Below are 16,208 nucleotides of genomic sequence, written 5' to 3'. Positions count from 1 at the left end.
AGCGCTGAAAGCACGTTGTCGAAGTGCTCTTTGTCGGTTCCGTGGATGAGCTTCTTCACAGTCGATGTCCGTCGCCATTCGCCACCGTCTGTGTGCCTGAGGATCAACCTCGAGACGCGCGTATATGTTGCTTTGTCTTTCACAGTGAGTGCCTCTCTCTTCGTCACCCCTGCAGCGGTCGCTCGATGCGGCCATATGGACCCGCCCTATGGATGCCGTCCTAGGAACCCCCTCTTGCCCCCCCCCCCCCCCGAATAGGCCCCGTAGTTCAGGTTTTCCGGGCATCCCGTCCTCCCGTTCCATCCCTTAAGGGATGGAAACGTCGGAACGCTACGGAATTGGCGCTTCGTTCCAGACCGTTCCGGGAACGAATTTTCATATGTTGACCTGCTCGTATAGGTGAAGAATTTGGGGCCGCTCCGCACCGTTCCGGCCGTTCCGGGGAACGTTCCGTGAGGGGGTACCGTTCCGCGCCATTCCGGAACGGTTTTCCGGCGTTCCGGAACAGCACCGAATCGGCTCCTTCCGGCTCTCATTCGAGCGCTTTCGGCATCTCGTCGGGCACTGTTTTGGGACGCTCTTTCCGTAGCACTAGAGCCTGACGGACTTTCTCAGAGTTGACGTTCTGGCCGTGCGCCTTCAACAGTGCCTTCGCCTTCGCATTTGAAATGTCGTCAGGTGCATCCAACTCGTCGAGGGCGATATTCACCGCCTCGACTTCACTGCTGACAGCGTGTATCGGTCCCCATGCGATCGCCCCGGTCCCCGACTTCCCGGCGTTCAGTTCATGCCTCAGCGGACTGTCCACGCGACGGAGTTGGACTGATTCAGCGTGCTCACCAAGCCTGGACCGCTCGAGGTCCAACGTAAGGTTGTTGCGGTTACCTGCTTCGGCGGTCAACACCCAATGCGTGTCGATGTCGGACATCTTCTGCGAGCTACCTCGGGCACCCTGTTTAGGGTCCTTACCTGTGTGGTCGAGCCGGATGATCGTCGCGTCCGGATACGCTTTACGGATGGGCATGATCGTTAACCGGTAGAGGTCGGACCACGGTTTCGAGTCGTTCTCATCGCCATCCACTGTGCGACTGATGGTGTCGATGACGATGACATCCGGGTTGATGCCTTCGATCAATGCGTGCAGCTCCTGCGCACCTTCACGTGTGTTCAACGGGTGAAAATCCGGGTACGAAAGAATTTTCAGATGTTCGCTGATGTCCTTAGATGCGAAGCCCATCTTCGTCAGGGTGCTGTGCATCCAACGGTCCCCGTTCTCGAAGTCGAGGTACAGAATCGTCGGCGGTTCGAAGGTGATCATGGGATCGATCGCTGACCGTCCCATCGCCCAATGCCCGGCCATCCAGTACGTCAGGATCGATTTACCGGCCTTCGCTGCAGCCGTCAGTCCCACGTAGCTACCCCGCGCGATGATGCCCTCCTCGAGCCACACCAACGGCTCCGGTGGGTCGGACATCAGGACGTCGAGGTCAACGGTTGGGAAGCGCGCGAGCGCAGCGTCGATCAGTAGCTGTCTGGCTTCCATCTCCGCTGGCGCTGCGCTGCTGGTGGTCGCTAGTTCGCTCCCAGGACTGTCACCGACCCCGATCCCGGACATAACGGCATCTGTACCGACACCTAGCACCGACGCCTGCAGCGGTGGAAGGCTGGTCATTGGAAGTTCGGTGACGTAATGCTTGCGGACATACTTTTCGGTGTCGTAGCGCAGCATTTCAAGATGAGTGGCGTACTTCGCCTGAGCTTTCCCGAGTGCCCACTTCAGCTGATCGATATATTCGCGTTCCGCGCCATCCTGATCTTTCACGTTCCCGCCGCGCGTGTCGTCGGTGCGCAGTGCGACGAACGCGTCGCCTGCAGCGTCGATCGCGTCGGCAGCGTTGACGTACCCGAACAAAGCCATTTCGATCAGGCTGATCAAACCAGGTAGCCACGCGTTGTGCAGACCCTTAGTGTCGGACTTCTGCCGCATGAAACCGACGTGGTCGTCGATTATTTCCGGGTGCGACGCGTTGGTGCAGTTCTCACGAAAATAGGTGATCGAGTCGAGTGTCGCCTCGGATACCTCGATGACGGTGCCGTTCCACGCCACCTTGTCTATGCGGGATTCGAGCCACTGCGCCAGCTCTTCGGACATCTCGGGGATAGTGCCGACACGCTTCCAGCGGTAGGCGCGGCCGAGCGATGCCCAACGGTGCTTCGACGGGGCTGATACGGCGATCGCGTTGCCGTGCCTGATTTCACCGGCCGAGTCCATCCCGTCGATACCGGGAATAGCGGACGTGTGCCCGAAGTGGAACCCCTGGCGGGGCCGGAAGTAGTAGTGACCGCGTCGGTGGTCGATCGTCGACGACGACTGGAAGGGGGCGTCCTCAAGCTCGTCCCAGAACCGTTCGGGGATGTTCTGTGCGTTGTCCGCGTCGACGATCAGGATGTCGGGTCCGGCGTGGACGCCGAGACCGAGCGTGTCGAACGGAACCCACCTGTAAATATCTGTCTGCGTGACGACACCCTCGAGTGTCGTCGTGTCCGGTTCGGTGAACCACTTTTCGATGACCTCGGGATCGGTCGTCGATTTGTTCTGCCAACCCCGACCGAGCAGTCCGCCCGGATTCTTCGACGCGTCTTCGCCGGGCTTGTTGGCCGTCGGCTGACTCGTCAGCGGCAGAACTCGGAGACCAGCAGCGGCCAGAGCCTGCGCCGCCTCGAGCAATGTGAGGTCATCGGAAAGCAGAGTTTCGGGCAGTACGTACGTCGGTGCAGCAGCGCTGACCGATGCGGGGGCAGGTTGAGTCACGGTGCTCTCAGGGTCCTCAGCGCTGGCGGCGCTTCTGGGTGTCGCATGGTCGAGGGTGTTGCGGGCGTCGGTCATGCTGTCGCCTCGCCGTGCTCTGCCAGCCACGCTGTCTCGAGCTTCGCGACCTTTCTTTTGGCCGCATATTTGCGGTTCCGGCCGTCACGGCACATGATGCAGACGCGCCAGCCGTTAGGCGCGGTGTAGAGGTTGTCCCCGAATAAGGGGTGCCCACGGTCGCAGAAGATTTTCGCGGCGTTACGGGCTGATGGGCCGGAACCGAGCAGGATGTTCATACGACGGGTTATCTCGTCCAAATGGTCCGGGTTGACGCACAGCGGCGTACGGCACGTGTGGTCGATCTGATGTCCCGGCCGGATGGCACGGCCATGTTCGAGGGTCCAAGCGAGCTGGTGACCGTAAACAGTCCTGCCGTTGAGCGACAGCGTCGGGTAGCGCCCGTTGTGAGCGCCCTGCCACATGTGGCAGCCGGTGCCGTCGACCACTATCTTCGCCGTGAACCGGCGCTCGAGACGTTCCCGTTCGTCGGGGGTCATGGCGGTCACGATCGTTGCCATCCACGGCTGACTGCCATGCTGGTGAGGTTGCCTAGGCATGAAAAAGGCCCCTTTCAGGTAGTTGGTTGGCAGTCCCGAAGTCCGGGGTACCGGTCGTTCTGTCACCTGTGGGGGCTGGAGATTGGGTAGAGCGTTAAAGCACTCGCTGCAGATGTGGCAGCTATGTCCGTCGCTCTTGCGGAAAGAAACTCCGCAGGGCAAACCGGTTGAGGGCTTTGCCGAGCTGGTCGATCACTTCGGCTTCGGACAATTCGCGCGGATGGATCACGCCGACGACGCGGCTACCCCTGCTGTCGGTGGGCAAGGTCGTGACGAACACCCATCCGGGCATGAGGTCGAACACTCCGTCGAAGGGGAAAGCGAATGCGCCGTGCTCGTCCCGAATGCGCTTGGTGACTTCGTCCACCGCGAGCCCGATCCGGGTTGCGTTGGACCGGAACCGAAGCCTGTTGTCGAACGTTCCGAATCGCGGGTTGTGCAGAGCGATGAAGCAGTAGTTGGGCATCGGGTCCGGGGCGATCGGTGACGTAGCGGTGAACGTGGATGTGTTCGTCATGATTCGTGCCCTTTCTTGGCGGGGCCGATGTCGCGTCGGGTCATCGAGTACTCGAGTAGTGAGCCGAAGTGGTCGACATCTTTGCGACGTGGACGGAGCGAGCGCAGGACGCCAGCTAGGGCGCGTGACCTGGGCGTATCATGATGCATGTGAGTTTCCAATCTCTCTAGGCGGAGTGGGGCTTGCAGGGTGATCAACCCAACGGAATGCCGCGAGCTACGGTTCGCGGCATTTTGCTTATGTCAGTGCCCCCCGCGTAGCGATGCCTCGAAACGGGCGTTGTTGTATGCGCGCAGGTCACCCAACCTGCACGTAATGCGCCCGTTGCGTAGAAACGATGCTGGGCCTCGGCGGTTCCCATCCGTGCGATCTTGGCGGCATGTTGTTACCGCTTTGCCGATGAACACCGCCGTAGCGTGAAGTGTCACGAGAGCACTGTCCGGTGTCGACTCATCAATCTCAGCCGGATCAGTGATCAACCTCTGATAACTGCCCGGCAGCTGTGGCGAGGCTTGCACCATTTGTTCGACCCTTTCGTACGGTTTTTCGACCAGAATCCACTGATCGCTTGCCGTCAACAGACAAGCACAGGCGTCATGGTGCCACAACTCCCATAAGTACGAATTATGCTGTGCCACAAGCACTTAAGGTACGTCAGACATCCAGCAACGGGAGAACCTACACCCACCGTGAGCTGCATATCTGCTTATTTGTAACTACCGATTGGCCAAGTGGACATGCACCCAATATCAGTGGTGTGATCTATCCCACAATGCAGCTCAAGGTTAAGTGGTCACATGTTGATCAGACCGTTGCTAGGTTTCTCGGTATGACAGATTCTCCATCCACCCAGAGCACCCACCGACAGACCAAACGAAACAGACGCGCTGGTGTCATTGACCGCTGGCACACCCACGAAGATCTTGTCGACGAGAACCGTGAACCGATCCATACCGCTTGTAAGTGCAGGACAACGAAGAAACCAAGCGCGCGGCATGGCAAGGGCCTGCAGTATCAGGCGCGGTGGGTAGACGACAACGGCAAGGAACAGGGCAAATCGTTCCGAACCAAAGCAGAGGCAAAAGCCTGTGCAGACAGCGAGACAGCCAAGCTGGAAACAGGCCGATACGTCGACCCAGCCAAGAGGGGGACGACGGTCGCTGAGATAGCCGACTCGTGGGCGCACCGTGAGTTCAAAGCAGTCGGGACCCGCACGACCTACCTCACGTTGGTACGCGCCTATATCTTGCCGACATGGGGTTCGACGCCGATAGCGGAGGTGAAACACTCTGCCGTTGCGCGCTGGGTCACGACGCTCTCCGCTACCGGAAGCAAGACAGGATCAACTCTGGCACCTTCCACGGTGCGTCAAGCTCACAAGGTGTTCTCGCAGATTCTCGTCTCCGCAATGCGTGACGGATTCATTCATGCGAACCCCGCCGACCACGTCCCGCTCCCCCGACTGCCGCGCAAGACTCCTAAGTTCCTGACCCCCGTAGAGGTCGAGCGAGTCGCTTGCGCTGCAGACTATCGAGCGGCCACCAAACGGCCGGGTTCGCGTACCGACCTAAAGCCTGTTGCGGAGTTACCGACGGACGACGACGGTGTGCCGGTCATCCCCCCGTCACCGCCAACCACGAACGGGTTGATCGTGCGATTACTCGGCGCGACCGGTCTACGTGCTGGAGAACTGTTCGGATTGCGCGTCGGCGGCATCGACCTGGTGAATCGAAAACTTCACGTCGTGGAGGGCGTCGTCGAGGTCCACAAGCTCGGCTTGGTCGTCGGTGAAACCAAATCCCACCAGGAACGCTGGGTGCCGTTCCGCTCGTCGCTGGTGGAGCCTCTGCGGGTTCAGATCGCAGACAAAAAGCCAGATGAGTTCCTATTTCAGTCAGCAAAGGGTGATGCGGTGCGACTGCGGAACTGGTCCCGTCGCTACTTCTCCCCCGCTGCAGCCTTGGCGGGCGTATCCGACGACGTAACGGTCCACTGGCTACGGCATTCAGCGGCCACCCAAGCTCTCGCTGAGGGCATGAACCATGTCGATGTCCAGCTCATCCTCGGGCATGCAAGTCCAAGCATCACCATGGATGTCTACGCTCACGTCGACCCAACCAAGCTCAAAGCCATCGGTGATGACTGACTGCGGTCTATTGCGGTCCGGAAAAACTACTGCGGTCCGACTGCGGTCCAGACAGCAGTAGAGGCACTACCCAATGTTCTGGATAGTGCCTCTGATCTGCGTCGGGCTGACAGGATTTGAACCTGCGACCACTTGACCCCCAGTCAAGTGCGCTACCAAGCTGCGCCACAGCCCGTCCCACGCCCTTGTTTCGGGCGCTTGGAAAGATTACATCAGGGACGGGCCGAAGTACCAATCGGCTGGTCAGAGCCGTTTCAGTACCGAATTGGACGCAGAATCAGCGGCCCTTACGGTCACGCTTCTCGCGCACTCGGACGGATACGCGGATCGGGCTGCCGTCGAAGTTGAACTCTTCACGCAGACGCCGCTCGATGAAGCGGCGGTAGCCGGCCTCGAGGAAGCCCGTGGTGAAGAGAACGAATGTCGGCGGGCGTGTGCTTGCCTGAGTCGCGAACATGATGCGAGGCAGGCGACCACCACGCATCGGCGGTGGCGTTGCTGCCACAACTTCCTTGAGCCAGGTGTTCAGGCGACCCGTGGGGATGCGCTTGTCCCAGGACTCCAGAGCCGTGTCGAGAGCCGGCACAAGCTTCGCCACGGCGCGACCGGTGTGGGCGGAGATGTTGACTCGCTGAGCCCACGGAACGCGGACCAGATCGCGGTCGACTTCCTTGTCCAGCATGAGTCGACGGTCCTCGTCCACGAGGTCCCACTTGTTGAATGCGATCACCAATGCACGACCCGTGTCGGCCACCATGCTCAGAACACGCAGGTCCTGCTCGGTGATCGGCTCGTGCGCGTCGATCAGCAGGATCGCAACCTCAGCGGCCTCGATCGCGCTCTTCGTACGCAGCGACGCATAGAACTCCGCGCCGCTGGCATGGCTGACGCGCTTGCGCAGACCAGCCGTGTCGACGAAACGCCAAGGGCGACCACCGAGTTCGACGATCGAGTCGACCGGGTCGACGGTGGTGCCGGCAACATTATGCACGACGGACCGCTCGTCACCGGACAGCTTGTTGAGCAAGCTGGACTTTCCGACGTTCGGCTTTCCGACGAGAGCAACACGACGCGGACCGCCGCCGGGGATACCTTCGCGAGGGGTTTCCGGCAGCTTCTCGAGAACCTCGTCGAGCAGGTCGCCGGTACCGCGTCCGTGCGTCGCACTCACTGAGTACGGCTGACCGAGGCCCAAGGACCACAGCGCTGCAACCTCGGACTCGGTGCGTCCGTCGTCCACCTTGTTGGCAACGAGGATGACCGGAGTCTTCGAGCGGCGAAGCACTCGAGCGACAGCTTCGTCCGTCGTCGTAGCGCCGACAACGGCGTCGACGACCAGGAGAATGGCGTCAGCCGTTCCCATGGCCAATTCGGCCTGGCGGGCAACGGCCTGCTGAAGACCCTTTGCGTCGGGTTCCCATCCGCCGGTGTCCTGGACGAGGAAGCGCCGTCCGGCCCAGTTCGCCTCGTACGAGACGCGGTCACGGGTAACGCCGGGGATGTCCTCGACTACCGCTTCACGACGGCCGATGATGCGGTTGACGAGCGTCGACTTGCCGACGTTCGGTCGACCGACAACAGCCAAGGTCGGGACGGCAATGTGCGCTTCGCCTTCGCCGTCCGCTTCGAGATCGGCGTAATCCCACTCCGATTCCTCGGACCAAGTTCCGTCACCGGCATATTCGGTTACCAGATCGTCGCTCACTGCACTGCTCCAGTTCTGTCGCTGACCACCAACAGCAACTTGGCGATCACATCTTCAATTCCCAATTCGCTCGTATCCACCAGGATGGAATCCTCGGCAGGGCGCAACGGCGACACTGCCCGAGTCGAATCGAGATGGTCACGGCGCTGCACATCAGCCAGCACCGCTTCGTAATTGTCTTCACGGCCTTGGCCGACGTTCTGCGTATTGCGCCGTGCTGCACGGGTTTCCGCCGATGCGGTCAAGAAGATCTTGACGTCTGCATCGGGGAGTACGACGGTTCCGATGTCGCGACCTTCCACGACGATCCGCTCCGCTCCGGCCGCCAGCTCACGCTGAGTGGCGACCAGCAGGTCGCGAACCTCGGGTACGGCCGACACCGCGGAGACAGCTTTGGTGACCGCGTCGCCGCGGATCTCCTCGCTGACGTCCGCGCCGTCGAGGTGCACCTGCTCGCTGCTCGGATCGGTACCGATGGACCACGGCAATGCCGCAACGGCGGCAGTGATCGCGGCGGAATCCGCCAGATCAATTCCCTGACGAAGCACGTGCAGGGTCGCGATCCGGTAAATGGCTCCGGTGTCGAGGTAGCGAGCACCCAAACGCTGCGCCAACGCGCGAGAGACGCTGGACTTGCCGGTTCCGGACGGTCCGTCCATCGCGACCACCAGCGGCATGGACGAATCGGTCACAGGCCGACCGCCTCGTACAGTCCTCCGACCTCGCTACGTCCGAGGACGCGCTGCGTTCCCGGACGCTGATCGCCGAGAGCGACAACTCCGACGTTGGTGCGAACCAGACGGACAACGGGGTGACCGACGGCATCGAGGAGGCGACGCACGATGTGCTTGCGACCCTCGTGCAGTACGAGCTTGACGAGCGTCTTGCCCTCGTTGATCTCGAGCACGGTGAACGCGTCCACCTTGGCCGGACCGTCATCGAGAGTGACACCGTCACGCAGCTGCTTGCCGGTGCTGCGCTCGACAACGCCGTGAACCGTGGCGAGGTACGTCTTCGGAACCTCGAACGACGGGTGCATCAGGCGGTGAGCCAAGTCGCCGTCGTTGGTGAAGAGGAGCAAGCCTTCGGTGTCGGCGTCGAGACGGCCGACGTGGAAGAGCCGCTGACCCGACTGAACGCGCTCGGAGACGATGTCACCGACGCACGGACGACCGAGATCGTCGGACATGGTGCACTGCCAGCCACGCGGCTTGTTCATCGCGAGGTAGACGAGGTCCTTCTGCACGACGACGCGGACGCCGTCGACACGAACCACTGCGTTCTCGGGGTCGACACGCAGACCCTGTTCGACCACGATGCGGCCGTCGACCTCGACGCGACCCTGGTCGATCAGTTCTTCAGCTGCACGGCGTGATGCGACGCCGGCCTGAGCCAGCACCTTCTGCAAGCGGACGCCGTCGCCCTTCGGCGGGCCGTCGTGCTTGGTGATCTCGGCGTGCTGATGACGTGCAGGCTTGGCGTTGGAGACCAACGGGTTCTGAGAGACGACACGCTGCGGCTTCTCGGTCTTCGGCTTGCCACGCTTGTTGGTCGCCGGCGGTGTGGGAGCTGCCGGGCGCTTGCGCGGAGGTCCGTCGAACTTGGATCCACGAGGTGCGTTCGACCATGCGCCGCCGCGAGGAGCGTCGGGGCGTGCGCCGCGCTGATCGTCACTGCGACGGTCGGCGCCACCGCGCGGTGCCCGACGGGCGTCTACGTGGGGGGTCCGGCGGTCATCGCTGCGGGGTCCGCGGCGGTCGTCAGTGCGCGGTCCGCGACGGTCGTCGTTGTAGCCACCACGACGGTCGTCCGTACGTGCGGGGCGACGGTCATCGCTGCGCGGAGGGCGACGGTCGTCGCTGCGCGGCGGGCGACGGTCATCGCTGCGCGGCGGGCGACGGTCATCATTGAATCCACCGCGACGGTCGTCCGTGCGGGGACGGTCGGATCCGGCGTTGCGGTCGTATCCGGAGGTACTGCGGGAAGTGTTGCTGCGTCCACCACGGGGCGCTTCGCTACGTGCGCCGCGAGGGGCGTCGCTGCGACCACCACGGGGGGCATCGCTGCGTGCGCCGCGGTTGTCGCGGGAGTTGTTACGGTCCGGTGTGCCATCTCGGCGAGCGGGATTGTTCACTTTTTTCCTGTCAGTTTTCTACTGTTTCCCGAGCGTGGTCGGGTCTTTCTCGGTGCTGACGACGGCCGGTATTCCGGTCAGTCGTCGACTTCGGTGTCCACTACCTCAGTGGGCACGTCTGCCTTGTTCATTCTCGCAAATCGCGGATCGGATTCCAGGCTTTCGCTGATGTCGTCGATGAGATCGACATCAGGCAAGAGCGGGGCCAACTCCGGGAGCTCGCTGAGCGAGGCCAGCCCGAGCCGTTCGAGGAACAGTTCGGTCGTGGAGTACCGTGTCGCGTTGGTGTCCGGGTCAGGCCCGGCTTCCGCGATCAGTCCGCGGGCAAGGAGGGTGCGTACCACCCCGTCCACGTTGACGCCTCGTACCGCACTGATCCGCGCACGAGTCAACGGTTGACGGTATGCGACTACGGCCAAAGTTTCCAATGCCGCCCTGGTCAATTTGGTGCGTGCGCCGTCCAATAGCAGCTTTTCCACGTACGGGGCAAACTCTTGTCGCGTGTACAGACGCCATCCGTCGCCCGCGTAGCGAAGGTCCATTCCGCTGCCGCGAGCGGTCAATGCGGCCGACATCGACGTCAGGCGTTCTTCGACGCGGTCCGGCGCGGTTCCGGTGACAGATGCGAGTTGGTTCACTTCCGCCGGCGAATCCACGACAAGCAGAAGCGACTCCAGCACTGCGTCGAGTTGATCGTCGTCGAGGTCGAAATCGGGTGCAGACTCTTCGGGCTCCGAGGCGGGGTCGGCAGGCTCGATAATCTCGTCTAGCTGCGAAGACTCTGATTCCGTCGGTTCGGCATTCATCCGTAGTCCTCCTCTGTGACCGGCGCGGCCGGGTCGTCTCCGGTCCAACTCACCATCAGCGGTCCGAGAGCCTCGGATTGCTCGAATACGATGACCTGCCGGCGATACAGCTCGAGCAATGCGAGAAACCTTGCCACTATCTCGACGGTGATTTCGCACTCGGCAACGAGGTCCCCGAATGGTGTCCACTCCCCGATGCCTCGCTCGCGCAGCAACTCGAGAATTCGCTCGGCCTGTTCGGGTATCGAGATATTGGACACATGGAGGTGATCGAGGCCCACTGTCGGCACCGGACGCGGTGTGAACACCGTCGCCGCGATCTCCGCAAAACGCTGAGGGTCGACGCCCAACAACACCTCGGGCAGGAGTTCGGTGAACTGATCCTCGACGGCAACCGAGCGCGGATAGCGCCGCAGCGCTGCTTCCTCCAACTCACCGAACAGCGCCGCAACCTGTTTGTACGCCCGATACTGCAGCAGTCTCGCGAAGAGAAGATCGCGTGCTTCGAGAAGCGCCAGATCCTCCGCGTCCTCGACCTGCCCGGCGGGCAACAATCTGGCCGCTTTCAGATCCAGGAGCGTAGCTGCGACGACCAGGAATTCCGTCGTCTGATCAAGGCCCATCGCACTGCCGAGTTCCTTGGTGTACGCGATGAAATCGTCCGTGACGGTGTGAAGGGCGACTTCGGTGACGTCGAGCTGCCGTTGATTGATCAGGTTCAACAGCAGATCGAACGGGCCTTCGAAGTTTCGGAGAGTGACTCGGAAACCGGCAGCCTTGGCTGCGGTCTGAGCGTCGGTCGGCACGTTCGGATCGATCGAATCCGGCTCGACTTCGACCGGATCTTCTTGCGATGCAATCAGTTCCACTAACGACCAGACCGGTGAATGACCTCGCGGGCCAAGGCTCGATATGCCTCGGCGCCAGCCGATTTCGGCGCCCACGTCGTGATCGGCTCACCGGCGACGCTGGTTTCGGGGAATCGAACGGTGCGGTTGATCACCGTGTCGTAGACGACGTCGCCGAACACCTCGACCACTCGCGCCATCACCTCACGAGCGTGCAGGGTCCGGGCGTCGAACATCGTGACGACGATGCCGGCCAACTCGAGCTTCGGATTGAGACGGTCGTGCACCTTTTCGACGGTGTCGTTGAGAAGTGCCAGGCCGCGCAGGCTGAAGTACTCGCATTCCATCGGAATGATGACCGAATCGGCGCACGCCAGCGCATTCACCGTGAGCAGGCCAAGCGACGGCTGGCAGTCGATGAGCACGTAGTCGTACCGATCGAGAACCGGGTGCAACACGCGTCCCAAAGTCTGCTCACGCCCGACCTCGGTGACCAATTGAATCTCGGCGGCCGAAAGGTCGATGTTGCTGGGGAGCAGGTCCAGACCGTCCACCCGAGTGCGCATCAACACGTCGTCGATGGACACACGCGGTTCGACCAGGAGATTGTGGACGGTCAGTTCCAGGTCGTGATGCTGAACGCCCAGACCAGCAGACAACGCTCCTTGGGGATCGAGATCCACCAGGAGCACTCGGCGACCGTATTCGGCCAACGACGCACCCAGGTTGATGGTTGACGTCGTCTTGCCGACGCCGCCCTTCTGGTTGCACATCGCGATGATCATCGCGGGTCCGTGATGCGCCAACGGTGTCGGTTGGGGTACCTCGCGGACCGGCCGGCCCGTCGGACCGAGTTCTTCCGTGGAAACAGCAGGGGTTTCCGCAGGTGGAGAGGCTACTGGCGTCGTATCTATTTCGAACATCGCCTCTGGTTCGGAGGGTACAGCTGGTGCTGATTCGTTCACGCGCTCGAAGAGTTGGGCATTGACATGCGGCGGCGCGGACTCCGCCGCTGGTGGCTGCGATGTCGACACGGTCCGATGCTCCCCTACTCTTTCGGCGGTTGCTCTCGGCGCCGGCAAACCTCCGAAACTGCGGTGGAGGCCGCTCGCGCTCCTTGAACGCTACCGCTTACATCACCGAATGGTCTCGCAGACACGCATGAGCCAACCAACGCCTAACGGGCGCGTGGGTGTGCCTGAGCCCACACTTCGCGCAGCGCTGTGACGGTGACCAGTGTGTAGATCTGCGTCGTGGTTACCGAAGCGTGACCGAGAAGTTCCTGCACGACGCGTACGTCCGCGCCGCCGTCGAGCAGGTGTGTGGCAAACGAGTGCCTGAGCGTATGGGGTGAGACGTCCGCCTTGATCCCGGCCGACGCGGCCGCGTCCTGAAGAATCTGCCATGCACTCTGACGCGAGAGGCGTCCCCCGCGAGCGTTGAGAAAGAGGGCAGGAACACCACGCGTCGCGAGGCTGGGGCGCCCGCGGACGAGATACGCGTCGACGGCGGCGATCGCCGGCCTGCCGACGGGGACGATCCGCTGCTTGCCGCCCTTGCCCTTGAGCAGCACGGAACGGGTTTCGGTGTCGATGTCGTCGACGTCCAGATCGATCGCCTCGGTGATGCGTGCTCCGGTCGAGTACAGAAGCTCTAAGAGAGCGCGATCCCTCAGGTCGCGGGGCCCGTCACCGGCCGCACCGCCACCCGAAGCGTCGAGTAGGGCGATCACGTCGTCGAGCGGCAGAGCCTTGGGCAACTTGCGTCCGGGCGTCGGCGGCTTGACCGTTCGAGCCACATCGACACCGACCAGGCCCTCGGCGGCGGAGAACTTGTGGAATCCGCGGACCGCGATCAGGGTCCTCGCTGCCGAACTGGCGGCCAACGGTACGACGCCGGCATCTTTGTCACCCAGGCGCAGATGAGTCACGAATTCGGTGACGTCGTTTTCCGTCACGCCCGCGACGTCGTCGATGCCGCGCCCGTTCAGGTACTCCGCATACCGATTCAGGTCGCGGCGATACGAAAGCAGAGTGTTGCGCGCAGATCCTCGCTCGACCGCTAGATGGTCGAGATACGAGTCCACCTGTCGGGCAAGCACTTCAGGCTCGCGACTTGCGTTCTCCGAATGCGCGAGGACGATCGGGCCACGGTGCGTCAGCCGGGCGCAGCGGCTTTCCCGTCGCGCGTGCGGTAGCGATCGCGAGAATGCCCGACACCGCGGTGGCATTGACGATGTCGCCGCGCAGAGCCATGTCGACGGCGTCGGCGAGCGGAACTCGCGAAATCTCGAGATCGGCTTCTTCGTGTTCGGGATCGTCGCGCTCCACCTCGTGCAGCCCCTCGGCGAGGAAGACGCGAACCGCCTCGTCCGTGAACCCGGGTGAGAGAGCTACATCGACCAGCACCGACCATCGATCGGCGCCGAGTCCGGTTTCTTCGCCCAGCTCGCGCGCTGCCGCCTCGACCGGGCTCTCCCCCGCAGCGTCGAGCAGACCAGCGGGGATTTCCCACAACCGGTGCCCGAGCGGGTGACGGTACTGGTGAATCAGCACCAGGTTGTCGTGCTCGTCCAGTGCCACGACAGCAACGGCGCCGTGGTGTTCGACGACTTCCCGATCGGCACGCTGACCACCAGGCATCGCAACGGTGTCGACGCGCAACGCGATGATCGCGCCGGTGTAGACCGTCTTGGAGCCGAGGGTGTCGAATTCGTGCCGACCGGGATCGCTCATCTGTGGCTAGACCTTTTCCACGTTCTCGACTGCAGCGTCGAGCGCCGTCTCGGTGGCAGCGGTGTCGATCTTCTCGTCACCGTGGACGTCGACGGGCAGGCGCTCTTCGAGCTTGTACGTCAACGCTGCTTCGACGAAGGCGGCGAACAGCGGGTGCGGGCGCGTCGGGCGGCTCTTGAGCTCCGGGTGTGCCTGGGTGGCAACGAAGAACGGATGCTGCTCACGCGGGTACTCGACGAACTCGACCAGGTGACCGTCCGGCGAGGTTCCGCTGAACTGCAAGCCGGACTTGGCAATCCGGTCGCGGTACGTGTTGTTGACCTCGTAGCGGTGACGGTGACGCTCGGAGACGTCCTCGGTTCCGTAGGCCTGAGCGACGACGGAACCCTTGGTCAGCACGGCCGGGTAAGCACCCAGACGCATTGTGCCACCGAGGTCGGCGTCACCGGCGATGACGTCTTCCTGATCAGCCATCGTGGAGATGACCGGGTGCTTGGTGTCCGGCTCGAACTCGGCCGAGTTGGCATCGTCGAGGCCGACGCTGCGAGCAGCTTCGATGACGACGCACTGCAGACCCAGACACAGACCCAGCAGCGGCAGCTTGCGTGCGCGTGCGAAACGGATCGCGCCGAGCTTGCCCTCGATGCCGCGGATGCCGAAGCCGCCCGGGATCAGAACACCGTCGACGTCACCGAGAGCGGCCTGCGCTCCGGCTTCGGTCTCACAGGCGTCCGACGGGACCCAGGAGATCTCGACCTTGGACCGGTTCGCGAATCCACCGGCGCGCAGAGCCTCGGTGACGGAGAGGTATGCGTCGGGCAGGTCGACGTACTTGCCGACCAACGCGACCCGCACGGTCTCACGCGGCTGGTGAACACGATCGAGGAGGTTGCCCCACACGGTCCAGTCGACGTCGCGGAACGGGAGACCGAGCTGGCGAACGACGTAGGCGTCGAGGCCCTCACGGTGCAGAACCTTCGGGATGTCGTAGATCGAGGGAGCGTCGGGCGTCGAGATGCAGGCGTCGACGTCCACGTCGCACATCAGCGCGATCTTGTTCTTGAGGCCCTGCGGAACGTCACGATCGCAACGAAGGATCAGCGCGTCGGGCTGAATGCCGATGCTGCGCAACGACGCAACCGAGTGCTGCGTGGGCTTGGTCTTGAGTTCTCCGGAGGGGCCGAGGTACGGCACGAGGGAGACGTGCAGGAAGAAGACGTTGTCGCGGCCGACATCGTGGCGGACCTGGCGAGCGGCTTCGAGGAAGGGCTGCGATTCGATGTCGCCGACGGTTCCACCGATTTCGGTGATCACGACATCCGGGCGGTGTCCCTGCAGATCCGGGCCGCTCATCTCGAGGATGCGACGCTTGATCTCGTCGGTGATGTGCGGGATGACCTGAACGGTGTCACCGAGGTACTCGCCACGGCGTTCCTTGGCGATGACCGTCGAGTACACCTGGCCGGTGGTGACGTTCGCCTGACCGGACAGGTCACGGTCGAGGAACCGCTCGTAGTGCCCGACGTCGAGGTCGGTCTCGGCACCGTCTTCGGTGACGAAGACCTCGCCGTGCTGGAAGGGGTTCATGGTGCCCGGATCCACATTGAGATAGGGATCGAGCTTCTGCATGGTCACGCGCATTCCCCGCGCGGTCAACAACTGTCCCAGGCTCGAGGCGGTCAAACCTTTGCCGAGCGAGGAAGCTACACCTCCGCTGACGAAGATGTGCTTGGTGGCGGTACGCGTGTTAGTGCGTGACTGTGGCAAAGGGGCTCCCGTGACGACTGTGCAGGGCTTGGTCTGATGAAGCATGCTGGGGCCTGCCGACCCACGGGATTTCACGGTAACACCTATCGGGGGTCGGTGCCTACAACGCGCCGACTTTCCGCCC

At 62.6% G+C, this 16,208-nt stretch carries 13 protein-coding genes and 1 tRNA gene; 1 reads left to right on the top strand and 13 read right to left on the bottom strand.

Annotated elements, in window-relative coordinates; genetic code table 11:
- Positions 1-532: 532 nt before the first annotated feature.
- The 3 genes from H351_RS16650 to H351_RS16640 all read right to left on the bottom strand — a co-directional run bounded on the left by H351_RS16650 (position 533) and on the right by H351_RS16640 (position 3,943).
- The gene (locus H351_RS16650; RefSeq protein ID WP_037119516.1) at positions 533-2,887 is read right to left on the bottom strand and encodes an AAA family ATPase; all 2,355 of its coding nucleotides are present in this window, start codon (positions 2,885-2,887) and stop codon (positions 533-535) included.
- Complete coding sequence (locus H351_RS16645) at positions 2,884-3,426, bottom strand: HNH endonuclease signature motif containing protein (RefSeq protein ID WP_051636477.1); 543 nt, start codon at positions 3,424-3,426, stop codon at positions 2,884-2,886. Before H351_RS16645 ends, H351_RS16650 begins: the two co-directional genes overlap by 4 nt.
- A 121-nt stretch (positions 3,427-3,547) precedes the next feature.
- Positions 3,548-3,943, bottom strand: coding sequence for a hypothetical protein (locus H351_RS16640; RefSeq protein ID WP_029255442.1), 396 nt, complete (start codon positions 3,941-3,943; stop codon positions 3,548-3,550).
- 829 nt (positions 3,944-4,772) lie between these two features.
- On the opposite strand from H351_RS16640, the gene H351_RS31455 reads away from it, so the two are divergent.
- Complete coding sequence (locus H351_RS31455; protein ID WP_075833294.1) at positions 4,773-6,089, top strand: tyrosine-type recombinase/integrase; 1,317 nt, start codon at positions 4,773-4,775, stop codon at positions 6,087-6,089.
- 101 nt (positions 6,090-6,190) lie between these two features.
- On the opposite strand, the gene H351_RS16630 is transcribed toward H351_RS31455, so the two are convergent.
- From H351_RS16630 to H351_RS16585, 10 genes are all read right to left on the bottom strand, one after another.
- Positions 6,191-6,264: transfer RNA gene (locus H351_RS16630), tRNA-Pro, on the bottom strand.
- Between the two features lie 102 nt (positions 6,265-6,366).
- Positions 6,367-7,794 carry a ribosome biogenesis GTPase Der gene (gene der / locus H351_RS16625; RefSeq protein WP_019748583.1) on the bottom strand — a complete coding sequence of 476 codons (1,428 nt, stop codon included), beginning with the start codon at positions 7,792-7,794 and terminating at the stop codon, positions 6,367-6,369.
- Complete coding sequence (gene cmk / locus H351_RS16620) at positions 7,791-8,471, bottom strand: (d)CMP kinase (RefSeq protein ID WP_029255443.1); 681 nt, start codon at positions 8,469-8,471, stop codon at positions 7,791-7,793. Before cmk ends, der begins: the two co-directional genes overlap by 4 nt.
- A gap of 11 nt (positions 8,472-8,482) precedes the next feature.
- Positions 8,483-9,928 (bottom strand): pseudouridine synthase, encoded by a 1,446-nt coding sequence (locus tag H351_RS31450; RefSeq protein WP_080910933.1) that lies wholly within the window; start codon positions 9,926-9,928, stop codon positions 8,483-8,485.
- A gap of 77 nt (positions 9,929-10,005) precedes the next feature.
- Positions 10,006-10,734: an SMC-Scp complex subunit ScpB gene (gene scpB, locus H351_RS16610; RefSeq protein ID WP_029255444.1), complete on the bottom strand. Its 729-nt coding sequence runs from the start codon at positions 10,732-10,734 to the stop codon at positions 10,006-10,008.
- Positions 10,731-11,603 (bottom strand): segregation and condensation protein A, encoded by an 873-nt coding sequence (locus tag H351_RS16605; RefSeq protein ID WP_020969710.1) that lies wholly within the window; start codon positions 11,601-11,603, stop codon positions 10,731-10,733. The genes scpB and H351_RS16605 overlap by 4 nt, the downstream gene beginning before the upstream one ends.
- Positions 11,603-12,616, bottom strand: a complete 1,014-nt coding sequence (locus H351_RS16600; protein ID WP_020969711.1) for a ParA family protein — start codon at positions 12,614-12,616, stop codon at positions 11,603-11,605. Before H351_RS16600 ends, H351_RS16605 begins: the two co-directional genes overlap by 1 nt.
- A gap of 143 nt (positions 12,617-12,759) precedes the next feature.
- A complete protein-coding gene (gene xerD / locus H351_RS16595) occupies positions 12,760-13,683 on the bottom strand; it encodes a site-specific tyrosine recombinase XerD (RefSeq protein WP_019748588.1) in 924 nt (307 codons plus the stop codon).
- A gap of 1 nt (position 13,684) precedes the next feature.
- The gene (locus tag H351_RS16590; protein WP_019748589.1) at positions 13,685-14,317 is read right to left on the bottom strand and encodes an NUDIX domain-containing protein; all 633 of its coding nucleotides are present in this window, start codon (positions 14,315-14,317) and stop codon (positions 13,685-13,687) included.
- 6 nt (positions 14,318-14,323) lie between these two features.
- The gene (locus tag H351_RS16585; protein WP_029255445.1) at positions 14,324-16,084 is read right to left on the bottom strand and encodes a CTP synthase; all 1,761 of its coding nucleotides are present in this window, start codon (positions 16,082-16,084) and stop codon (positions 14,324-14,326) included.
- Positions 16,085-16,208 lie beyond the last annotated feature (124 nt).

The organism is Rhodococcus erythropolis R138 (genome assembly GCF_000696675.2).
Taxonomy (GTDB): Bacteria; Actinomycetota; Actinomycetes; order Mycobacteriales; family Mycobacteriaceae; genus Rhodococcus_F; species Rhodococcus_F erythropolis.
Note: the sequence above shows the minus strand (reverse complement) of the source record. Positions and strands in the feature narration are given on the sequence as shown.

Bases quoted from the DNA above. Each gene is read 5' to 3' on its own strand.
- H351_RS16645 (WP_051636477.1), bottom strand. From the start codon at position 3,426: ATGCCTAGGCAACCTCACCAGCATGGCAGTCAGCCGTGGATGGCAACG.
- scpB (WP_029255444.1), bottom strand. From the start codon at position 10,734: ATGAATGCCGAACCGACGGAATCAGAGTCTTCGCAGCTAGACGAGATT.
- H351_RS31455 (WP_075833294.1), top strand. From the start codon at position 4,773: ATGACAGATTCTCCATCCACCCAGAGCACCCACCGACAGACCAAACGA.
- cmk (WP_029255443.1), bottom strand. From the start codon at position 8,471: ATGCCGCTGGTGGTCGCGATGGACGGACCGTCCGGAACCGGCAAGTCC.
- H351_RS16650 (WP_037119516.1), bottom strand. From the start codon at position 2,887: ATGACCGACGCCCGCAACACCCTCGACCATGCGACACCCAGAAGCGCC.
- H351_RS16640 (WP_029255442.1), bottom strand. From the start codon at position 3,943: ATGACGAACACATCCACGTTCACCGCTACGTCACCGATCGCCCCGGAC.
- H351_RS16590 (WP_019748589.1), bottom strand. From the start codon at position 14,317: ATGAGCGATCCCGGTCGGCACGAATTCGACACCCTCGGCTCCAAGACG.